The following is a 21989-nucleotide window of genomic DNA, read 5'->3' as shown; positions in this document are numbered from 1 at the left end:
GATTTCTAGAATTTATATCTTAATGTGAACGCGAAACAAGAAATTATGTAGTATTAATCGGCGTATTTTGTCGAATATTATTTTGAAATTGTCTGTATGACTATTTTGTTCGATCTATATTTTTCTTTGCGGTGATCGAGTAACACGATCATCATCGCATATGTGCCAGAACGCCATTCAGGACGTCGGCAAGTCTGTCCCGGTAGGAATCGGGACCGTTTTCCTGCATCAGGCGACGCAGCGCGCCATTCCGGACGGTCGTCCACAAGGCGGGATCGTCGTGAAGGGCCACGATCGCCGCGGCGAAGGATCGGGGATCGCCGGTGCCGCCGGATACGATCTCCTGCCCATCCGTCCACCCCGTCTGGGTGCACAGCAGATCGGTGGCGACGATGGGCAGGCCGTAGGACGCGGCCTCATGGATCTTGTAGGGCATGCCCCCGGCAAAGCGGGTCGGGGCGACGAAAACCCGATGCTGGTCGTAGAGCGGGGCCGGATCGTCCACCGGCCCCAGGAACCTGACACGGCTGTTGCCGGCAAATGCGCTGAAATGGACCGTGGGGCCGACATGGCCCGCCACCGACAGATGGAACGTCGCCGGCAGCAATGGCAGGACCTGCGTCACGAACCAGTCCAGGCTGTCGTAATTCGGCGATCCCATGTCATGAATGGCGCCGAGGAACAGCATGTCCTTCCGCTCGCTCCAGCGCCTCATGGTTGGCCGGGGCGTGATCATGTGACCCAGGATCGAGATATTTTCGAACCCCGCCTGCCGCGCCAGGTCGGCGTCGTACGCGTTGACCGTGACGATCTGCTGGCAGAAATAGGCACAGGCCAGCTCGGCGCGCAGGGCATCCTGCAAGGGGGGCGGGGGTGGCAGGCCCAGCACGCGCGCGCGCGCGGCGGTGCGGGGGGCGGCGATGCATTCGGTGTCCAGGATGAACCCGTTGACCGGCAGGTCGGCCGATGTCGCGGCCAGCACGGGCAGAAGGCGATCCAGATTATGGGTCCGGCCGACCCATGTCAGGTCGTAGTAGCGCGACCGGCCCCGAACGAAATCGGCCAGCATATCGATGTTGCGGTCGTGCAGGACCTCCACGCTGTCTGGAAAGTCCCGATAAATTCCGGCCAGGCTGGACGGGAACGCGCTGATCGGAAAAATGGTGACGTGGTAACCCAGATCCACCATCACGCGTATGATGTCGTTCGAGCGGACATAGCCCGACCCCAGATGGCGCAGCGGGATCCTGTCTTCGATATACAGGATCCTCCGGCGATCCTGGCGGGTGGTGCGGGCGAACACGGCGTTTTCGTCGTTGCGCGGGTAGCAGTAACGCAGGATATCACGATGTTTCCCGGCGAAGACACGATGGTTGCGGACCATCAGGCCATGGGAAAAGGCGGCGTCCGATGATCCGTATTCAAGGTGGCGGACGACGATCGCCGGATCGTAGACGGTCCGGTATCCGACCTTGCGCATGCGTACGCACAAATCGACTTCTTCGTAATACGCCGGGGAGAACGCGGGGTCGAAACCGCCCATGGCGCGAAGGACATCGCTGCGGACCATCAGGAACGCGCCCGAGCAGTAATCGACATCGCGGACGAAATTCGCCTCTGGAACGCCCGGTTCCCGGTCGCGTAGATATCCGGCCGTCGTTCCGTCGCGCCAGATGATCGAACCCGCTTCTTGCAGAACGCCGTTTGTACGGAACAGTTTTGCGCCGACCGCGCCGATATCGGGCGCCGAGATCAGCCGGCGCAGTGCGCGTTCGATGGCCTGATGCCCCAGCGTCAGGTCGTTGTTCAGGAACAGGGTGGCGGGCGCGGCGACATGGCGCAACGCCGCGTTGCAGGCATCGACATAGCCGATATTCTGCGGAAACCGGATACATGTCGCGCCGGTCAGGAATCGTTCGATATGGATCGTATCGTCGTTCGACCCGGAATCCACGACGATCAGGTCGATATTGCCCGGCCATCCGGCACGCACCGAGGACAGTGCCTGCAATGTCAGCGCGAAATGATTGCGGACCACGACGATCACGCTTATATCCGGGGCGCCGCGAGGCGTGAAATCGATGGGTTCGCGCGCATGCAGAAGGATCGCGTCCCGCGCCGCCTGGCGAAACGCGGCCTTGGTCTGGTCTTCGTCCGGACGCGTGGCCGGCGGGGTGCACTGGTCATGTGGGCCGGTCGCCAGCCAGTGCCGGAAGACGTCCAGGTATCGGCCGGATTCCAGATCGTCGCGAACCGTCGGGGATGCGAGATGCGCCCGCAAATCGACGTCTTCGTGCGGGCGCCGGCATTCGCCCAGCCCGTATTTCAGGAAATGCTCGTAGCCCGAACGGAACATCCCGCGATTCAGCGCATCGTCGACGTCGCCGTGCGCGATCCGGTAATATTGTTCGGAAAACCATGGGCCGGCATGGAAGAGTGTCGGCGTCGGGTTGGCCAGGTAATGATGCAGGGCGCAGGAATAGGATCCGGTGGCAATCTGTGCCCCGACTTCGGGATAGGTTTTCAGATACCAGATCGCATCGAAGCAGATCGAGGTCGTAACCGCCGGCGGGACCCGGGGCAGGCGGCCCATGACATGATGGAACGGCCCGTTTCCTCCGACGGATTGGCCGTCGAAGCCGCCATCCGACACGAAGGCCGGGTCGAACAGCCAATGGCCGGACTTCCCCGCACGATCCCCTTCAGCCAGGTAATGATCATAGCCATTGCGATAGCCGCGCGCGGCGAGGGTCGCCTGACACAGGCCGGGATCACGCTCCAGATAATAGGCCTCATCAAATAGCCAGTGCGGCGATCTTTCGTGAAAACCCGAGCCCAGGTAATGGACGAATCCGCTCGGGACAACGTCGTTCGCAATGGCGTCGGCGATGTCGGGATAACGGGTCCGGTACCAGGACTCGTCGAAGAACCGGTTCGGCGAGTGGCCCAGGCCGATGCCGAAATCCCGAAAATAGGCGGTTACGTCGGCACACCCCAGGAAGGTCATCTGCTCGGCGACGAAGGGATAGGCGGCCAGGTACCAGGCGGGATCGAACCTGTACCAGGCGGGCCGGCGACCCGGGCCGCCGGCGTCATCTTCCCGTTCGGCTCCTTCCCGTTCGGCCGATGCCAGGGCGTGCCGGATGTCCGCCAGGGTGCACCCTGCGCCGGCCGCCCGGACGGCCAGGGCCAGGATCGGCGCCGTGACCGTCGGCGCGACGCGCATGTCGTCAATCGGCAGGACCATGTCGGCCCGGCGCCCGGATCCGGTTTCCACGTCCAGACGGAAATGGTCGACCAGGTAGGTCAGCCGCACTTCCATCGGCTGGGCGCAGGCCCGGGCGAGGCTCCGCGTGGTCGCCTCCGCCACGACCATTCCGGTGCCGTTCGCCAGCAGCAGGCGGGCGATGCCAAGCAGCAGCCCCCCGAGGTCATGGAGCGTATCGGACGGAGAATCGACGTTCATGTTGTCGGAAGCTGGCTTGATATGCGTTTTGTCGCCGATCCGACGCGTGTTTCAGGCCGGCTTTTCAGGGGCATTCGTCTGCATACGGGGAAAATGGCGGGAGGCTCCTGACCGGGCGGGCGAAACGGAAGCCCAGCCTATCGGCGACGTGCTTAATGTTTGGTTATCCATGCCGCTGGGATAGCGTGTCGGCACGATTCGGTACCGGTGACGAGGGGACGGGATGATCAGGGCAATCGGTTTGATGAGCGGCACGGCGTTGGACGGGGTCGATGCCGCCTGCATCGAGACCGACGGCGAGACGATTCGTGCCGCCGGCCCGGCGATCACCATTCCCTATCCGGCGCCCCTGCGCCGCCGCCTGCGGGACATGCTGGACCGTGCCGCCGGCCTGTCGTCCGACGATGCCGACCTGCGCGCGGTCGAACGCGATATGACCCGCCAGCATGTCGAGGCCGTGCGTGCGTTGCGGTGTGACGCGGATCTGGTGGGATTCCATGGCCAAACGATCCTGCATCGGCCGGAAGAAGGGCGGACATGGCAGATCGGGGACGCGGCCCTGCTGTCAGAAGAAACCGGCCTGCCGGTTGTCTACGATTTCCGTAGCGCCGACATGGCGGCCGGCGGCGAGGGCGCGCCGCTGGTCCCCCTGTTCCACGCGGCGCTGACGCGGGAGATTCCCCGGCCGATCGCCATTCTCAATATCGGCGGGGTCGCGAACGTCTCGCTGATCGGCGAGGACGGTGCGCTGGTCGCATGTGACACCGGGCCTGGCAATGCGTTGCTGGACGACTGGGCGCTGCGCCATACCGGCGTTCCATACGACCGCGACGGCATGCTGGCGCGGGCGGGCCAGGTCGACCACGCCGCCCTGGCCCGCCTGATGGGGGATCCGTTCTTCGTGCGGGAAGCGCCGAAATCGCTCGATCGCCTGGCGTTCCACCGGGGGCTGGAGGCGTTATCGGGCCTGTCCGCCGCCGATGGGGCGGCCACGCTTGCGGCCTTTACGGTGTGGGCGGTGGCCAGCCTGCCGCTTCCGTTCCAGCCCCGCCAGTGGCTGGTCTGTGGCGGCGGGCGTCACAATCCGATCCTGATGGAGGGATTGCGGGACCGTCTGGCCGCGCCCGTCACGCCGGTCGAGGTCGTCGGGTGGAACGGCGACGCGCTGGAGGCCCAGTGTTTCGGCTTCCTCGCGGTTCGCAGCATACGCGGCCTGCCCCTGTCCGGCCCGGGGACCACGGGTGCGCGCAGTCCCGTAACGGGCGGGCGGCTGGCGGCGCGCGGCGTGCCGGACGCGGCGATGCGGATGCTGGCCCGGTGGCGGGCCGCCTGACGGCCATCGGCCGGGACGGGACGATCGCCCGCCGGACGGTCAGGACAGGAATGGCCGGCCTTCATGCGCGATCAGCAGGTCGTGCATGTCGGTCGCATGTTCCTCCTCTTCGGCAAGGATTCCCTCCAGCATGATGCGCGTGGTCGGATCCCGGTCGCCGAAGAAGCGGATCAGTTCCTGGTAATGTTCGATGACCAGTCGCTCCGCCACCAGGTTCTGGCGGACCATTTCGACCAGATTTCCGCCGTCGCCATATTCGCTGGCGGCGCGCGTCGCCAACCCTTCGGGGTTGAAGTCGGGGACCCCGCCAAGCTGGTCGATCCGTTTGGCGGCGGCCATCATGTGGGCGCGTTCTTCCTTGGCATGGGTCGCGAATTCCGCCCCGACAGCTTTCGCTGTTGATGCCGGCCACGGCGATCGAATGCATCGTGTAGCGCAGGACGCAGACCAGTTCGGTCGCCACGACGGTCTGCAACAGGTCGATGGTCGTCTGCACGTCGCCTTCATAGGCAGGGGTGACCGCCCCTTTTTCGAGGGATGCCCGGGCGCGGGCGCGCAAGGTCTCCACATCCGTCAAGAATGTATTGTTCGTCGTATCGAACGCTTTTGCCATCGGTGGTGCTCCGGCTGGATCGGGTTTCGATATCGGGTCAACGACCATACGCCATCCGCGGTTGCAGGGGCGGCCGTGGCGTGCGCCTCCGGCTTTTGCCGCGCGCCATCTTGTCGGATACGCTGGGGGAATGAACATGCCGCCGCCCGTCCCGACGCCCTCTGGCCTGGTCATCCGCCTGATCGCGTGCGCGGCCGGCATGGTCGTGGCGAATATCTATTACGCCCAGCCCCTGATCGCGCTGATCGGTCCGGATATCGGGCTGCCGCCCGCCTGGCAGGGCAGCGTCGTCATGCTGACCCAGCTTGGCTATGGATGCGGGATGATCGGCCTGGTGTCCCTGGCCGATATCGTTGAAAATCGTCGGCTGGTGCTGGTCTCGCTGGGCTGCCTGTGCGTGGCCCTGCTGGGCTCGGCGCTGTCGTCGTCGGCCGTCATGTTCCTGGCGATGGCATTCGTCGTCGGAATATTCGCCACCGCGACGCAGGTCCTGGTGCCGCTGGCGTCGCATCTGTCGGCGGAACGCGATCGCGGCCGGGTGGTCGGCACCGTCATGGGCGGGCTGATCGGCGGCATCATGCTGGCTCGTCCGTTTGCCAGCATCCTGGCCGCGCATGCCGGCTGGCATGCGGTGTTCGTGGCATCGTGCGGCATGATGCTGGTCCTGATGGTCGCGCTGGGCCGGAAACTGCCGCGACGCCAGCCGGTTCACGACGGCCTGACATATGGGCATATCCTGGGGTCCCTGGGCGGGCTGCTGGCGCACACGCCGCTGCTGCGTTTGCGGGCATTCTACCAGGGGGCGGCATTCGCGGCGTTCAACATGTTCTGGACGGCGGTGCCGCTGCTGCTGGCTGGCCCGTCGTTCGGCCTGGGCCAGATCGGGATCGCGCTGTTCGCCCTGGCCGGGGCGGGCGGGGCGCTGGCGGCGCCGGTGGCGGGGCGCCTGGCGGACCGGGGATTGACCGACCGGGCCACGACCGGGGCGATGCTGATGATCGCGGGGGCGTTCGCGATGACCGGACTGGCCCTGGCCTGGCGGTCGCTGGTCCTGCTCGCGCTTGCCGCGATCGTGCTGGATGCCGGCGTGCAGACCAACCAGGTTATCAGCATGCGGGCGATCTACATGCTGCGGCCCGAGGTACGGGGCCGGCTGAACGCCCTGTTCATGACCATCGTCTTCCTGTCGGGCGCGGCGGGATCGGTTTCGGCCGCCGCCCTGTTCCACGGGTCAGGCTGGTCCGCCGTCGCCCTGGCGGGCGCCGGCCTGGCGGCGATGGCCCTGGTGCGCCAGGTCATCGCCGGGGAAACCTTCCGCCGCTGACATCCCGTTCCGGACGCCCGCCTTTCAGCGGGCGGCGGCCTTTTGCTCGATCAACATGCGATAGACGTCGAGATAGTCCTCGGCCATGCGCCGGGCGGTGAAGCGTTCCTCGAACCGCTGGCGGATTCGCGTCGAGTTCATCTCCGGCAGGCGGGCGCAGGCGGCGACGGCTTCCTGCTCGTCGTCGACGATCAGGCCGGTCAGGCCGTCTTCCAGCACCTCTGGCACCGATCCGCGCCGGAAGGCCACCACAGGCGTGCCGCAGGCCATGGCTTCGATCATCACCAGGCCGAACGGCTCCGGCCAGTCGATGGGCATCAGCAGCGCCTGGGCACCCGACAGGAAGGCGGGCTTCTGCTGGTCGTTGATCTCGCCGATCAGCTCCACCCCGTCGCCCAGCATCGGCCGGATCTCATGATCGAAATAATCGGCGTCCACCTTGTCGATCTTGGCGGCGATCTTCAGCTTGACGCCCAGCGCGCGGGCGATGCGGATTGCCTTGTCTACGCCTTTTTCCGGGCAGATCCTGCCCAGGAAGGCGAAATAATCGCGCGGTCCGGGCTGCGGCGTCAGCAGCGTCGCCGGCAGGCCGTGCAGCACCGTGCGGACATAATGCGCCTGCGGCAGCGGCAGGCGCTGGTTGTCCGAGATCGAGACGATCGGCACATGGGGGAACGCGGTGAAAACGGGCTGCAATTCCATCAGGTCCAGCCGGCCATGCATGGTGGTCAGCATCGGCGTGGGCTGGCGGCTGAAATGGGTGAAGGGCCAGTAGTCCATATGGAAATGAAGAATGTCGAACTGATCCGTCACCCGCGCCACCTGCTCCATCATCAGCATGTGCGGCGCGATCGGATCGCGGATCGCGGGATCCAGGCGCAACGCCTGCGGCCAGCAGGCGTTGAGGCGGGCGGAGGTCACGCTGTCGCCGCTGGCGAACAGCGTCACGTCATGGCCCATGGCCGTCAGTTCCTCGGTCAGGAAGGACACGACGCGTTCGGTCCCGCCATACAGCTTGGGGGGAACGGCTTCATGGAGGGGCGCGACCTGGGCGATACGCATGGGGCAGTTCACTTCTTTCTTCCGCGTGAAAGGGGCAGGGGATGCTACCGTGCGACCGGGAAACGGCAATTCGATGGCCGCGTGGCCGGGACAGTGATCCGGGTTACTGGTAAACGGGGTTGGAAAGACCCCGTTCCGTCATCAACGAGGCGTCGGCCGGGGTGAAGTCTATCTTTCTTCCCCTTGATCCGGATAGATAACAGGGTCAAGGCGTGGAATTTCCCGACATCCACCATGACGGGACCGGCGGGCAGCAGAGAGGGCAGCCGATTTTGGCGAGCGATATCCAGAGCACCATTTCCGACGACCAACTGGTCCGCTATCTGGACCGGCCGCTGTCCTTTGTCTTTCGGTACGTGCGGCGTCATGCCGGCCAGCATGTCCTGATCTTCCTTTCGGTCGCGGTGGCGGTCGCCTGCACGGTCGGGGCAACCTACGCTACCCGCTTTCTCGTCGATACCATGACCGCTCATACGGCGGGAGACATGGCGGCGGTATGGCGGGCGGTCGCGATTCTGGTGGTCGTGATCGCGTTCGACAATATGTCGTGGCGGGTTGCGGGCTGGTTCGCGACCTATGCGTTCGTCGCGATCACCGGCGATGTCCGTCGCGACCTGTTTCGCTACCTGACGGCGCATTCGGCGTCCTATTTCGCGGACCGGATGCCCGGCGCGATGGCGACGCGCATCTCGACGTCCGCCATCTCGATCTTCACCCTGGAAAACCTGGCGGCGTGGAACGTGCTGCCGCCCTGCCTGAACGTGGCCCTGTCGATCGGGCTGATGGTGACGATCAGCCCGCTGATGGCGGGGGTGATCGTCACGCTGTCGGCCGGCCTGTGCGTCCTGATGTTCCGCATGGCGGCCGGCGGCAGGGGCCTGCACCAGCGCTATGCGTCCGAGGCGTCCCGCGTCGATGGCGAAATGCTGGACATCATAAATAATGTGGCGCTGGTCCGCTCGTTCGGCATGACGCATTACGAACGCCTCCGCCTGGCAGAGACGATGCGCCAGGAAATGGGGGCCCGGGGCACGTCGCTGCGCTACATGGAAAAGCTGCGCCTGGTCCACGCGGTGCTGACGGCGGTCCTGACGGCCGGCCTGCTGGTCTGGGTGGTCATGCTGTGGCACCTGGGGCAGGCCAGCATCGGCGATGTCGTCATGGTCACGAATCTGGGCTTCATGATCTTGCACGGCACCCGTGACTTGGCGGTGGCGCTGGTCGAGACGATCCAGCATATCGCCCGCCTGGACGAAGCGCTGTCGGCCATTCTGGTGCCGCACGAAATGGTCGATTCGCCCGACGCGCGGACGTTTCCCGGCCCGTCGCGGGGCGAGGTGGCATTTCGCGACGTGACGTTCGCCTATCCCGGCGCGCGCCCGGTGCTGGCGCATTTCGAACTGGTGATCGAGGCCGGGTCCCGTGTCGGGCTGGTCGGGCGGTCCGGTTCGGGCAAGAGCACGATCCTGGCCCTGATCCAGCGCCTGCGATACGTGCAGGGAGGCGCCATCGAGATCGACGGGATCGACATCCGCGACCTGGACGAGGACAGCCTGCGATCCAGCATGTCGGTCGTGCCGCAGGACGTGTCGATGCTGCGGCGCTCGATCCTGGAGAATATCCGCTATGGCCGGCCGGACGCGACGGACGACGAAGTCTTCGCCGCCGCCGCCGCCGCCGGTTGCCGTGATTTCATCCAGATGATGCCCGAGGGGTTCCAGACCGAGGTCGGCGACCGGGGCGTGAAGCTGTCGGGCGGCCAGCGCCAGCGCATAGCCATCGCGCGGGCCTTCCTGCGCAACGCACCCATCCTGATCCTGGACGAGGCAACCAGCGCCCTGGACAGCGAGAGCGAGCAGCATGTCCAGGAGGCGCTGGACCGGCTGAAGGTCGGTCGGACGGTGATCGCGGTCGCCCATCGCCTGTCCACCCTGCGCGATTTCGACCGGATCGTCGTCATGGACCAGGGCCGGATCGTGCAGGACGGCCCCGTCGGCGTGCTGGAACGCAGCGAGGGACCGTATCGCGATTTCCTGGAACGTCAGTCCATGATCGTCGAAAGCGCGTTATAGGCCGCGCGCGTCGCGCGCCGTCTTCGGCGGGATATCCTGCCCTGTACAGCTCATAGATCCACAGGCATAGCACACGTATGGCATCAGCAGGCAGGATCCGGCGCGGCCCTCGGTCGGCGGGCGCAGCGAACGAACGGGACGAGGATGGAGGGCGGCGGGCCCTGAGTGTCGACGCCTACAACCACGTCCGTACCGCGCTGATCCGCAGCCGCTATCGCATGGGGCAGAGGCTGGTGCTGCGGCCTTTGGCTGCCGAACTGGGGCTGAGTCCGACCCCGGTGCGCGAGGCATTGCTGCGCCTGGTTTCGGAACAGGCGCTGGAGCTGAACGATCGGAACACGGCCGTGGTGCCCGACATCACGCAGGCGAGCTTCCTGGAAATCCACAATCTGCGCGTCGATCTGGAAAGCCGGCTGGTGCAGGCGGCGGCATTGCGCGCGACCACGGCGGAAATCGACGCATTGAGCACGCTGAACGATTTGTTCCTGGCGGCCTGCGAACGCCATGACGAAGGCAGCATGGCGGCCTGCAACGCCGATTTTCACGCCCTGCTGTCCAACATTGCGGACCTTCCGCTGACGGCCAACATCCTGCGCAGCCTGTGGGCGCGCGTCGGACCGATCTATGCGCTTGCGCGGACGGGGCCGCCGCCGCGCGCGCCGGGCGTGCCCCACCCGCATGACGAATTGCTGGTGGCCCTGCGCGCCCGCAACCCGGAAGAGGCCCGACAGGCGCTGGTGCGCGATTTCGAATATGCGCGCAAATGGATCGAGCCGCTTCTGCCCGTGTGAAAGGCCAGACTCGCTGAATTCGGACAGGAATTCAGCGAGGGATACAGGTCAATCGGCCGCTGCGGCGGTATCGGGGGCCAGGCTGGGCTTTGCGCCCGGCTTGCCCTTCAGTTCGGGAACCTCGATGTCGATTTCCAGCATCGAGACCCCGGCGCCGCGGTCCATCTTCACCTGGACCTTGTCCTGGTCGACGGAAATATGCCGCTTGATGACCTCCAGGATTTCCTCATGCAGCTTGGCCAGCAGGTCGGACTGGCCCTCGCCGGTCGCCCGTTCGTGGGCCAGCAGGATCTGGAGGCGGTCGCGCGCGACCGGGGCGGAGGTCTTGCGTCCGAAGAGGGATGCCAGGAAACTCATGCGACACTCCGCTTGAACAGCCAGTCGAACAGGCCCTTGCGTTCGCTCGGGACGCTGATGTCCAGCTTCTCGCCCTCCAGGCGGCGCACCGCCTCGAAATAGGCGCGGGCCGGGGCACTGCTGGGATTCGACAGGGTGACCGGGGTGCCGAGATTGGATGCCCGCAGCACTTCCTCGCTCTCCGGGACGATGCCCAGCAGCGGGATGGAGAGGATTTCCAGCACGTCCTCGGTCCGCAGCATCTCGCCCCGCGCGGCGCGGGCCGGATCGTAGCGCGTCAGCAGCAGATGCTTGTTGATCTTCTCGCCCTTCTTGGCGCGCTCGGTGGTGCTGTCGAGCATGCCGATGATGCGATCGCTGTCGCGCACCGAAGAGACCTCGGGGTTGGTCACGACCACCGCCTCGTCGGCGTGATACATCGCCAGCTGCGCGCCGCGCTCGATCCCGGCCGGGCTGTCGCAGATGACCCAGTCGAACTTCTCGCGCAGTTCGTCCATCACGCGGGCCACGCCTTCGGGCGTCAGCGCGTCCTTGTCGCGGGTCTGGGAGGCCGGGAGAATGGACAGGGTTTCGACCCGCTTGTCGCGGATCAGCGCCTGGGCCAGCTTGGCGTCGCCCTGCACGACGTTGATAAGGTCGAAAACGACGCGCCGTTCCGCCCCCATGACCAGATCGAGGTTGCGCAGGCCGACGTCGAAATCGACGACGACGACGTTTTTCCCCGTCTGCGCCAGTGCCGCGCCGAGGGCGGCGGTCGATGTCGTCTTGCCGACTCCGCCCTTTCCGGATGTGACAACCAGCACCTTCGCCATACGTCTATATCCTCTGTCTGGATTCGCTGCTCTGCAGCGTCCTGTGTGTGATTCTAGTGGCGGAGTTATGGCGTCCGCAACGGGAAAGCGGAGGCCGCGCCGGGCGCCGCCGGTCCGCCCCGCTAGTCCAGCGCCCGGACGACGATGGTGTCGTCCTCCAGCAGCGCCTGCACCGGCCGGCCGGTCAGGGCCGGATCGATTTCCTCGGCGATCATGTAGTAGCCGTCGATCGCGACGAGTTCCGCCTTCATGACGGTCGCGAAGATCCGCGCCCCGGCCTGCCCGCCCATGCCGGCGATCGCCCGCCCGCGCAAGGTCCCGTAGACATGGACCGACCCGCCGGCCGAGATCTCGGCGCCCGAGGCAACCGATCCGATGACGATCACGTCTCCGTCAGGGTGGAGGATCGACTGGCCGGACCGCACGGGGCGCTCGACGATCAGCGCTCCGGCCGGGACGGCGGGTTGCGGGACGAGGGTGTCGCCGGCCTCCTCTTCCTCCGGGATCGCGACGGCGCCCGATGCCCGGCCGCCCTCGAAGCTGTTGGGCCAGTCCCATCCGGCAAGGGCGGGCCATGACCGGTCGCCGCCCTCGATCCCGATGACTCGCACGCCGCGTTCCAGCAAGGCGGGGTAGAAGCCGGCCAGCCCCTCGGCGTCGGCGGACAGCAGGCCGAGATCGAGGATGATCGGCTTGCCGACGAAAAAGGAGGGCGAGCGGGCGATCTGGGCATCCAGGCCCCGCAACCAGTCGTCCAGCCCGGCCTCGGGTGACAGGACCAGCGCCAGGAAGGAACGGCCGCGGGCTCGGATACGGGGCAGCGGGCGGGAGTCGTCTGACAAGGCGTGACGGACTTTCGGTCTGCGGAGGAAGCGGTCCGTTCCAGCTACCGTGAGATGCCGGCCCTGTCGAGCCAAAGTGGCCGTTTAAGGCTCGGTCCGCAGCGATCGGATCCGTGTTTCCGGTGCGTCTCGGCGGGCGGCCATCAAGGCCGCCCCGCTCCGATACGCGGAAACACATGCCGGGCGTGCCGCGCTGCGCGGCATTCCGATTGGCGGACCGGCTTTTAAACGGCCTCCCATGGGCGCCGGATGGACGAATTCTGCCGCCCGGTGCAGGGACCTCTTGGCGAAGCGGGGGGCGATGCAATAAAGCGATGGGATGCGTATTCTCTATCATCTTCCGCTGTCGCCCGCATGCCGCAAGGTCCGTCTTGTGCTGGGCGAGAAGCGCCTGCCGTTCGAATTGATGATGGAACGGGTGTGGGAGCGTCGTCCCGACTATCTGGCCGCCAATCCGGCGGGAACCGTGCCGTTGCTGGTCGAGGAAAACGGCCTGTCGATCCCCAATTCCTCCGTCATCTGCGAGTATCTGGAGGAAGCCTATCCCGACACCCCGCTGCTGGGCCGCACCCTGGCCGAGCGGGTGGAGGTCCGGCGGCTGGTAGCCTGGTTCGACGAAAAATTCGCCGCCGAGGTCACGCAGAACCTGCTGTACGAAAAGGTGATGAAGCGGATTTCCGGTCGCGGCAACCCCGACGGCAATGCCCTGCGCGCGGGATACGCCAACATCCGTTATCACCTGTCCTATATCGACTGGCTGGCGGAAACGCGGAAATGGCTGGCCGGTGGATCGCTGTCGCTGGCGGATTTCGCGGCGGCGGCGCATTTCTCGTCGCTGGATTTCATCAATGACGTCGACTGGTCCAAGGCCCCGGCGGCCAAGGACTGGTATGCGCGCATCAAGTCCCGGCCGTGCTTCCGGTCGCTGCTGAACGACCGGGTGACGGGAATCGTGCCGCCGGATCATTACGCCGACCTCGATTTCTGATCCGCGCGTGACCCGACCGACGGAAACCGACGTCATCGTCCTTGGCGCCGGGGCGGCGGGGCTGATGGCCGCGCTGACGGCCGGCCAGCAGGGGCGGCGTGTCATCGTGCTGGATCACGCGGCGGAGGCCGGGCGAAAGATCCTGATTTCCGGCGGTGGCCGCTGCAATTTCACCAACCGCGATACCGATGCGGGATGTTTCCTGTCGGGCAATCCGCATTTCGCGAAATCCGCGCTGGCCCGTTTTCGGCCGGCCGACATCCTGGCCCTGATCGAGCGTCACGGCATCGCCTGGCATGAAAAGACGCTGGGCCAGCTGTTCTGCGACGGATCGGCGCGGGCCGTCGTCGAGATGCTGCGCGCGGAATGCGATGCCGGTTCGGTGGACCTGCGCCTGTCGCACCGCATCACCGGGGTGACGAAGGCCGATCGCTTCGCCGTTGCAACCGATCGGGGGACGTTCGATGCCCCGGCGCTGGTGCTGGCGACGGGCGGACTGTCGATCCCGAAGATGGGGGCGACCGGCCTGTCCCACGACATCGCGCGGCAGTTCGGCCTGCGCGTGACGCCGACCGCGCCTGCCCTGGTGCCGCTGACCTTCGATGCGGCAACCGGCGCGTGGATGCGCGACCTGGCCGGGGTGTCGGTGGAGGTCGAGGCCCGATGCGGCCGTGCCCGCTTCCGCGAAGCCATGTTGTTCACCCATCGCGGCCTGTCGGGCCCGGCCATCCTGCAGGCGTCCTCGTACTGGCGGGCCGGGGAGGATTTGTGCCTGGATCTGCTGCCCGGACGCGATGCGGCGGCCCTGCTGCGCGCGGCCAAGCGGCAGCGGTCACGGATAGAAGGGCAGACCATGCTGGGCGCGCTGCTGCCGCAACGCCTTGCGCAGATGCTGGCGGCGCACCACCTGCCTGATGGCCCGGTCGGCGAGATGCCGGATGCGGCGCTGAACCGTCTGGGCCAGCTTCTGTCGCGCTGGATCCTGACGCCCGCGGGAACCGAAGGGTTTGCCAAGGCCGAGGTCACGCGCGGCGGGATCGACACCCGGGACCTGTCCTCCGCCACGATGGAGGCGCGGGGGGTGCCGGGCCTCTATGCGGTGGGCGAGGCCGTGGATGTGACGGGATGGCTCGGCGGTTACAATTTCCAGTGGGCCTGGGCCAGCGGTCACGCGGCGGGGCGGGCGCTCGCAGGCGGGGGCTGATGCCCGGTGGGGCGGCAGGGCCGGACAACGGATATGGAAAGGACACGCCATGTCGACGAACGGGACGGATCGCGTCGCCCTGGTCACGGGCGCCGTGCGGGGCATCGGGCTGGAAACCGCACGGCAACTGGGCCGGTTGGGCATCCATGTGCTGGTCGCGGGCCGAAGGGCCGCCCAGGCGGAAGAGATCGCGGCGCAGTTGCGCGGCGAGGGCCTGTCGGCCGAGGGACTGCTGCTGGACATCGTGGATGACGTTCAGCAGATCGCCGCCAGGGACCATATCGCCGCGACGTTCGGCAGGCTGGACATCCTGGTGAACAATGCCGGCGTCCTGCTGGACAGGGGCGCGGACGGCGAGGTGCCCCCACCATCGGCGACCCCGATGGCGGTGCTGCGCGGGACGTTCGATGTCAACGTGTTTGCGACCGTGCAGGTCACGCAGACCCTGCTGCCGCTGATCCTGAAGGCGCCGGCCGGCCGGATCGTCAACCTATCCAGCATCCTGGGATCGCTGACGCTGCACAGCCACCCGGCCTCGTCGATCTACGGCAAGCTGACCCTGGCCTATGATATGTCCAAGACCGCGCTGAACGCCTTTACGGTGCATCTGGCGCATGAATTGCGGGACACGGCGGTGAAGGTCAATTCCGCCCATCCGGGCTGGGTCCGGACCGGCATGGGGGGCGAGCAGGCGCCGCTGGACGTGGCCGAGGGCGCGCGGACCAGCGTCCGCCTGGCAACCCTGCCTGAAGACGGACCGACGGGCGGCTTCTTCCATCTGGACCAGGAACTTCCCTGGTAGGCAACTGGGCGAACGGCCCGGCCGTTCCTTTTCCACCGCTATCGGGAAGGAGGTTCATCATGGGCGCACATCCGGCGACCCTGCGCCGCGCGGCGGCGCTGCTGCTGATCGGGGGGCTGGCCATCCTGCCCGCGGGATGCCAGGGCGTGGCCCAGGCCTACCAGCCACCGGGGCCGCCCGGCCCGGTGGCCGGGTACGGCTATACCTGCAAGGCGGGGGTATATACCTGCCGACTGCCGTACCAGGCGCCTCTGGGCGCGCCGTGCAGTTGTCCCGGCCTGGGGGCGCCTTCGTACGGAAACGTGCATTAGCGTGTCCGGATTTTCCGTCGGGACGACCGGCATGGTATCTGATGGGCGTCACGGGACACGGATAGGCGCAAGAACATGGCAGGCAGGCACGAGAACGCGGGCGGCGGGGATCTGTTCGGCGATCCCGCGCCGGCAGCGCGGACAACCGGCCACGCACCGCATCGTCGCGGCGGGACCGCCCCGGCACGAACCCAGCCCCTGGCCGACCGGCTGCGTCCGGCGTCGCTGGATGACGTGGTCGGGCAGGACCATCTGCTGGGCCCCGACGGCGCCCTGCGCCGGATGCTGGAACGCGGGTCTCTGGCCAGCCTGATCCTGTGGGGCGGCCCTGGCGTCGGCAAGACGACCATCGCGCGCCTGCTGGCCGATGCGGCGGGATTGCGTTTCATGCAGTTGTCGGCCGTCTTCTCGGGCGTCGCGGACCTGAAACGCGCGTTCGACGACGCCCGTCGCCTGGCTGAAAGCGGCAAGGGGACGCTGCTGTTCGTCGACGAGATCCATCGCTTCAATCGCGCGCAGCAGGACGGCTTCCTACCCGTGGTCGAGGACGGGACCGTCGTGCTGGTGGGTGCGACCACCGAAAATCCATCCTTCGCGCTGAACGGCGCGCTGCTGTCGCGCTGCCAGGTACTGGTGCTGCGCCGGCTGGACGACCCGGCGCTGGAACGCCTGCTGGCCCGGGCCGAGGCCGAATCCGGGCGGACCCTGCCGCTGACACCCGACGGCCGGGCGACCCTGCGCGCCATGGCCGACGGGGACGGGCGGTACCTGCTGAACATGGTGGAACAGGTGCTGGCGGTGCGCACCGACCAGCCGCTGGATGCGCAGGGCCTGTCCGGCCTGCTGGCCCGTCGCGCCGTCCTGTACGACAAGGACCGCGAGGAACATTACAACCTGATTTCCGCGCTGCATAAGTCGTTGCGCGGATCGGACCCGGACGCCGCGCTGTACTGGTTCGCGCGGATGCTGGAAGGCGGCGAGGATCCGCGCTACATCGCCCGCCGCCTGACCCGCTTCGCTGCCGAGGACGTGGGCATGGCCGATCCGCAGGCGCTGCCGCTGGCCGTGGCGGCATGGGAAACGTACGAGCGCCTGGGCTCGCCCGAGGGCGAACTGGCGCTGGCGCAACTGGTGGTCCATCTGGGGACGGCGCCGAAATCGAATGCCGTCTATACCGCCTACAAGGCCGCGCGGCGACTGGCGAAATCGACCGGCAGCCTGATGCCACCGGCCCATATCCTCAATGCGCCGACCAACCTGATGAAGGATCTGGGCTACGGCCGGGGATATGAGTACGACCACGATTCGGACGAAGGATTTTCCGGCCAGAACTATTTTCCCGACGGCATGCGGCGCGAGGCGCTCTATCGTCCGACCGACCGGGGATATGAACGCGACATCGCGCGACGGCTGGACAGTTGGGCCAGACTGCGGGAAAGCCGTGGGTCATGAGTGTTGTGACCCTGACCGTCAGCGAGGACGAGGCCGATATCCGCCTCGATCGCTGGTTCCGCCGCCATTATCCCCACCTGACGCAAGGGGCCCTGCAGAAGCTGTGCCGTACCGGCCAGGTGCGGGTGGACGGCAAGCGTGCCGAGACCTCGACCCGCCTGGCCCCCGGGCAGGCGGTGCGCGTTCCCCCGATCCCCGACGCCAGCCGTCCCGCGCCCGCCCCGCGCAAGGAGCTGGACGAACGCCTGCTGCGCGAGATCCGCGGCATGGTCGTCTATACCGACGACCAGGTGATCGTGCTGAACAAGCCCGCCGGCCTGCCGGTGCAGGGCGGCCCGGGCATCACCCATCATGTCGATGCGATGCTGGACGGGCTGAAGGCGCAGGATGACGATCCGCGTCCCCGGCTGGTGCACCGGATCGACCGCGACACGTCGGGGCTGCTGCTGCTGGCGCGGACGCCGGGCGTGGCGGCGAAGCTGGCCGCGGCGTTCCGGGGCCGGGACGTGAAGAAGACCTACTGGGCGGTCGTCGTCGGACGGCCGTCCCCGGCGTCGGGGGTGATCGACCAGCCCCTGGCCCGGCTGGGGGTCGGCCCCGGGGCGTTGACCGTCGTGGCGTCGCGCAAGGACGATGACGCGGCCTACGCCCTGTCGGAATATGAGGTAATGGATGCCGCCGGCCGCAAGCTGTCCTGGCTGGCCCTGTCGCCGCTGACCGGCCGCACGCATCAGCTGCGCGTGCATTGCGAGGCGCTGGGAACGCCGATTCTGGGCGATCCGAAATATGGCGGCGACGCCGCCCACCCCGAGGGATTCGTCGACCGGCTGCACCTGCACGCCCGCACGCTCGACCTGCCGCATCCGGCGGGCGGACGTCTGGTCGTGTCGGCCGAACTGCCGGCCCATATGCGCGAGACGTTCCGGCAACTGGGATTCAGCCCGGGCGCCACCGCATCGCCCCGGCGGAGCTGAGACCGGCGAGCGCAATGACACGGTGGGGCGAGGCGGGTCGGGCGTTGCCCGATCCCGCCGGCGCCTGGGGCCCTGGACCCCGATCATGGATCAACGGACTGGTTTTCCAGAGGCTACCGGCCTTTGGCGGTTTCAGGGCGAGGCCCTGAGAGGCAGTTTTAAAATGCGCCCTGTTGGCGATCCGACACGCTTTTTCCGCGCTTCGGGGCGGGCGGCCATCAAGGCCGCTTCGCTGCGATGCTTGAAAGATCACGCCGGGCGGCCCGCGGAAGACGGGCATGATTTTTGGGCGCGGCGAACGGAGGGCACGGCATGACACGCACCGGCACGACACGAAGCGGGCGGGGACGGAAATGGCTGCTGCTGTCGGGGGCGGCGCTGGTCGTCGTGGCCGGCGGCGCGGCCCTGGCGGCGCGGCTGCTGATCGATCCCGAGGCCTTGCGGCAGCAGGCGATCGTGGCGGTACGGCACCAGACCGGGCGTGCCCTGCGCCTGGGCGCGATCGATGTGCGGATCATGCCCTATCCTTCGGTCTCGATCCGCGATTTCGGCCTGTCCGACATGGCGGGCGGGGCGCGGGCCGAAATGCTGACCGCGGCCGGGCTCGACGCGCGCGTGGCCCTGCTGCCGCTGCTGCATCACGAAATCCGGCTGGAGGATGTGCACCTGACCCGTCCGGACCTGCTGGTCGAGCGCACGGCGGACGGACGCGCCAACTGGCAGATGACCCCGGGACCGGATACCAGGCCGTCGGGGCCGGCCGGGTCGTCGTCCTCCACGCGCTGGCGGGTGCGGATCGGCAGTGCGCGGGTCCAGGACGCGGTGCTGGCGTGGGACGACCGGCAGGGCCATGCGACGGGCAAGGCCGCGCTGGACCATGTCGTGCTCGACGGGCTGACCGGCAGCGCACCGTCCCTCGACGTGCTGGGCCATCGCGCGGGCGATGGCGGCGCGTCCTTTACCCTGACGGGGCATGTCGGTGCCCTGGCGTCGATGCAGGGCGCGGATGCATGGCCCGTTCATCTGGCGGCGGCGGCCCTGGCCGACGGCAGGGCGACGGGGTCGGTTACCCTGGACGGGACCCTGGCCGATCCGGCGCGGCTGCGCGGATATGACGTGGCGGTGCGGGGCACGGCGGGACGACTGGCCGACCTGGACCGGCTGTTTCCCCATGCCGCCCTGCCGGATGTCCGCGACATCGATCTGTCGGCACAAATCGTCGACATGGCCTCGGGCGACGGCCCGTCGATTCCGGGCCTGCGCATGCTGCACCTGCGGACGGGACCCGCCGATGCCGGACGGCTCGCGGCGGGATTGCGGCTGGTCCACCTGGCAGTCGACGCCCCGACCCCGGCCGACCACGTCGCGGTGCAGGCGGATGGCACCTTCGGCGAGCACGCGTTTCAACTGCACGGCACGCTGGGCACGTTGTCCGAGACACTGGGTGCGTGGCGCAGCCGTATGGCGTCGGGCGTGCCGGTCGACCTCGTGCTCGATTCGGATGGCGGCACCGCGCATCTGGGCGGCAGCCTGGGCGGCGGGCAGTCCGCCCTTGATGTCCACGCCACGGCGGCCCGTCTGGCGTTGCCGGGCGGCCAGGTCTTGGACCGCCTGACGGCCGATACCCACGTGGCCCTGCAAGGCGGCGAGATTGTCCTGCTTTCCGGCCTGCGGCTGGATGCCGCCCAGCTGGTATTGTCCGGCGAGGCACAGTTCGCGCGTCATGGCGGAACAGGGGGCGTGCCCCTGCTGACCGGACGCCTGCATGCGGATCGGCTCGACCTTGATGCCCTGCGGGGCGGGCAACCTGCATCGTCCCCCCCAACGCCGTCTTCAACGCCCACCGGGACGGCGGCGCCTGCCCCCGGACCCGATACCATGCCGGCGGCGGCGGGACCGGACGAAACGATCCTGCCGTTCGACCGCCTGCACCTGCTGGATGCCGATTTCGATCTTTCGGCGGCGCAATTCCGGCTGGGGGGGGACGATTACCATGATGCGCTGGCCCATGTGGTCCTGCGCGGCGGGCGACTGGTCATCGATCCGATGCGGGCCGACGGCGCCGATCGGCACCTGGACGGCCGGCTGAGCATCGATGCGTCGGGGGATGTACCCCGCCTGTCCGGCACGGTGGGATCGCTGGTGCTGCCGGCCGAATGGGCGGCCCTGCGCGTCGGCATTCCCCAAGCCCTGCACGGGCCCGTGCAACTGGTCGGCACGCTGGATGCACAGGGACGCACGCGGGGTGCGTTGCGGGCGTCCCTGACCGGGCATCTGGGCGTATCGCTGGTCAATGGCACCATCGACGGCGCGGCACTCGGGCGGCTGGTCGGGCCGGCGGCGGGGGCCGGGGAAGGGGCATCGGCCGGCCTGCGGTGCCTGGGGATTCACATGGCGCTGGGCGGTGGCCGCGCGACGCTGGATACGATCGGGCTGCAGACCTATCGCCTGTCGGTGACGGGACATGGAACGGTCGGGCTGGCCGGGCAGGACCTGGATCTACATCTGCTGCCGCAGTTGCTGATCGGTTCGACGGGGGCCGCGATGCCGGTCGCGGTGGGCGGGACGTTGCAGGCCCCGCGCACGCGGCTGGATCCTGCCGGGCCGGGCGGGCGATACAGCCTGACCCTCGGCCCGTCCGCGGGCGTTGCCGATCCCTGTCCGGCCACCTTGCAGGCCGCTCGGGAAGGCCAGCCGGGCCCGGCGCCCGGTCCGGCCCCGAAAATGCACGCGCCCAAGGCCCTCGACTTCCTGCGCGGCCTGGGGATTCTGCGATGAGTGCGACAGCGGACAACGGCACGGCCGGTCGCCGCCGGTTCTGGACCGACGCCGAGGCCGTGGTGCTGGAAGACGGATTCGGCATCCGGCTGGACGGCCGGCCGGTCCGCCTGCCCGGCGGGACGGTGCTGCGCGTGGGTAGCCATGCGCTGGCCCGCGCGCTGGCTGACGAATGGCAGGCGGCCGGCGGCGGGAAGGGGGGGCTGTTCACCCCCGCCGACCTGCCCCTGACGCGAATTGCCGGCACGATGCTGGAGCGGATTGCCCCGGATCGGTCGGGAACCGTGAAGACCCTTGCTGGTTATGCGGAAGGAGACCTGCTTTGCTATCGCGTGCGTGCGCCGTCCCTTCTGGTGGCGCGCCAGCGGGCGGAATGGGATCCGTGGCTGGATTGGCTGCGGGCGCGGCATGGAATCGCGCTGGCCGTGACCGAGGGCGTGATGCCGATCGCCCAGCCGGCGGAAGCCATGGCCGGCCTGCGCGCGGTACTGGAGTCGGTTTCCGACGGTGTCCTGGCGGCACTGGGGGTCGCGGTGCCGGCGCTGGGCAGCCTCGTGCTTGGCCTAGCTCTGGCCGAGGGTGCATTGGCCGGCGAACAGGCCACCGCCTGCGCCACGCTGGACGAGCGCACGCAGATGGAATTGTGGGGCCAGGACGCCCAGCAGGCCGAACGCCTGGAGGCTTTGGGACGCGATGTGGAGGAAGCCGCCCTGTTCCTGCGGCTGCTGTCGGCGCCGGGACCCTGAACTCGCGGGCTCGCAGGACGTTACGGGTGGGATTGGCGCATGACGTTCTGCGCAGTCATCGA

Annotated in this window: 17 protein-coding genes and 1 pseudogene; 12 read left to right on the top strand and 6 right to left on the bottom strand. The window is 67.7% G+C overall.

Annotated features, from left to right (window positions below; all coding sequences use genetic code 11):
• Positions 1-151: 151 nt before the first annotated feature.
• Positions 152-3466, bottom strand: a complete 3315-nt coding sequence (locus HLH28_RS07095; protein WP_182956670.1) for a glycosyltransferase — start codon at positions 3464-3466, stop codon at positions 152-154.
• Positions 3467-3689: 223 nt separating this feature from the next.
• Here HLH28_RS07095 and HLH28_RS07090 point away from each other — a divergent pair, with 223 nt between their 5' ends.
• The gene (locus tag HLH28_RS07090) at positions 3690-4799 is read left to right on the top strand and encodes an anhydro-N-acetylmuramic acid kinase (RefSeq protein ID WP_182956667.1); all 1110 of its coding nucleotides are present in this window, start codon (positions 3690-3692) and stop codon (positions 4797-4799) included.
• A gap of 39 nt (positions 4800-4838) precedes the next feature.
• On the opposite strand, the pseudogene HLH28_RS07085 reads toward HLH28_RS07090, so the two are convergent.
• Positions 4839-5412: pseudogene (locus tag HLH28_RS07085) on the bottom strand (ferritin-like domain-containing protein).
• Between the two features lie 130 nt (positions 5413-5542).
• Here HLH28_RS07085 and HLH28_RS07080 point away from each other — a divergent pair.
• On the top strand, positions 5543-6736 hold the full coding sequence (locus tag HLH28_RS07080; protein ID WP_182956664.1) for an MFS transporter: 1194 nt from the start codon (positions 5543-5545) through the stop codon (positions 6734-6736).
• A gap of 24 nt (positions 6737-6760) precedes the next feature.
• Here HLH28_RS07080 and HLH28_RS07075 read toward each other — a convergent pair whose 3' ends face one another.
• Positions 6761-7798, bottom strand: a complete 1038-nt coding sequence (locus HLH28_RS07075; protein ID WP_182956660.1) for a glycosyltransferase family 4 protein — start codon at positions 7796-7798, stop codon at positions 6761-6763.
• Positions 7799-8070: 272 nt separating this feature from the next.
• Between HLH28_RS07075 and HLH28_RS07070 the strand changes: the two genes are divergently transcribed.
• Positions 8071-9870: an ABC transporter ATP-binding protein gene (locus HLH28_RS07070; RefSeq protein WP_182956916.1), complete on the top strand. Its 1800-nt coding sequence runs from the start codon at positions 8071-8073 to the stop codon at positions 9868-9870.
• A gap of 77 nt (positions 9871-9947) precedes the next feature.
• The gene (locus tag HLH28_RS07065; protein ID WP_182956657.1) at positions 9948-10661 is read left to right on the top strand and encodes a GntR family transcriptional regulator; all 714 of its coding nucleotides are present in this window, start codon (positions 9948-9950) and stop codon (positions 10659-10661) included.
• Positions 10662-10709: 48 nt separating this feature from the next.
• Here the strand turns inward: HLH28_RS07065 and minE are convergent, their stop codons facing one another.
• The 3 genes from minE to minC all read right to left on the bottom strand — a co-directional run bounded on the left by minE (position 10710) and on the right by minC (position 12672).
• Positions 10710-11018 carry a cell division topological specificity factor MinE gene (gene minE / locus HLH28_RS07060; RefSeq protein ID WP_182956654.1) on the bottom strand — a complete coding sequence of 103 codons (309 nt, stop codon included), beginning with the start codon at positions 11016-11018 and terminating at the stop codon, positions 10710-10712.
• Positions 11015-11830, bottom strand: coding sequence for a septum site-determining protein MinD (gene minD / locus HLH28_RS07055; protein WP_182956652.1), 816 nt, complete (start codon positions 11828-11830; stop codon positions 11015-11017). Before minD ends, minE begins: the two co-directional genes overlap by 4 nt.
• A 122-nt stretch (positions 11831-11952) precedes the next feature.
• Positions 11953-12672, bottom strand: coding sequence for a septum site-determining protein MinC (gene minC, locus HLH28_RS07050; RefSeq protein WP_182956649.1), 720 nt, complete (start codon positions 12670-12672; stop codon positions 11953-11955).
• 319 nt (positions 12673-12991) lie between these two features.
• On the opposite strand from minC, the gene fzlA reads away from it, so the two are divergent.
• The 8 genes from fzlA (at position 12992) to HLH28_RS07010 (ending at position 21927) form a co-directional block, all read left to right on the top strand.
• On the top strand, positions 12992-13660 hold the full coding sequence (fzlA, locus tag HLH28_RS07045; RefSeq protein ID WP_182956646.1) for an FtsZ-binding protein FzlA: 669 nt from the start codon (positions 12992-12994) through the stop codon (positions 13658-13660).
• A 7-nt stretch (positions 13661-13667) separates the two neighbouring features.
• A complete protein-coding gene (locus HLH28_RS07040; protein ID WP_338029674.1) occupies positions 13668-14864 on the top strand; it encodes a BaiN/RdsA family NAD(P)/FAD-dependent oxidoreductase in 1197 nt (398 codons plus the stop codon).
• Positions 14865-14913: 49 nt separating this feature from the next.
• Complete coding sequence (locus tag HLH28_RS07035; protein ID WP_182956641.1) at positions 14914-15666, top strand: SDR family oxidoreductase; 753 nt, start codon at positions 14914-14916, stop codon at positions 15664-15666.
• A 59-nt stretch (positions 15667-15725) separates the two neighbouring features.
• The gene (locus HLH28_RS07030) at positions 15726-15977 is read left to right on the top strand and encodes a hypothetical protein (protein ID WP_182956638.1); all 252 of its coding nucleotides are present in this window, start codon (positions 15726-15728) and stop codon (positions 15975-15977) included.
• 75 nt (positions 15978-16052) lie between these two features.
• The gene (locus HLH28_RS07025; RefSeq protein ID WP_182956636.1) at positions 16053-17429 is read left to right on the top strand and encodes a replication-associated recombination protein A; all 1377 of its coding nucleotides are present in this window, start codon (positions 16053-16055) and stop codon (positions 17427-17429) included.
• Positions 17426-18403 (top strand): RluA family pseudouridine synthase, encoded by a 978-nt coding sequence (locus HLH28_RS07020; RefSeq protein ID WP_182956633.1) that lies wholly within the window; start codon positions 17426-17428, stop codon positions 18401-18403. Before HLH28_RS07025 ends, HLH28_RS07020 begins: the two co-directional genes overlap by 4 nt.
• Before the next feature lie 312 nt (positions 18404-18715).
• A complete protein-coding gene (locus HLH28_RS07015; RefSeq protein WP_182956630.1) occupies positions 18716-21181 on the top strand; it encodes an AsmA family protein in 2466 nt (821 codons plus the stop codon).
• On the top strand, positions 21178-21927 hold the full coding sequence (locus tag HLH28_RS07010; protein ID WP_182956627.1) for an ATP12 family chaperone protein: 750 nt from the start codon (positions 21178-21180) through the stop codon (positions 21925-21927). Before HLH28_RS07015 ends, HLH28_RS07010 begins: the two co-directional genes overlap by 4 nt.
• Positions 21928-21989: the final 62 nt, after the last annotated feature.

It is taken from the genome of Gluconacetobacter tumulisoli, from assembly GCF_014174155.1.
Classification (GTDB): Bacteria; Pseudomonadota; Alphaproteobacteria; order Acetobacterales; family Acetobacteraceae; genus Gluconacetobacter; species Gluconacetobacter tumulisoli.
Note: the sequence above shows the minus strand (reverse complement) of the source record. Positions and strands in the feature narration are given on the sequence as shown.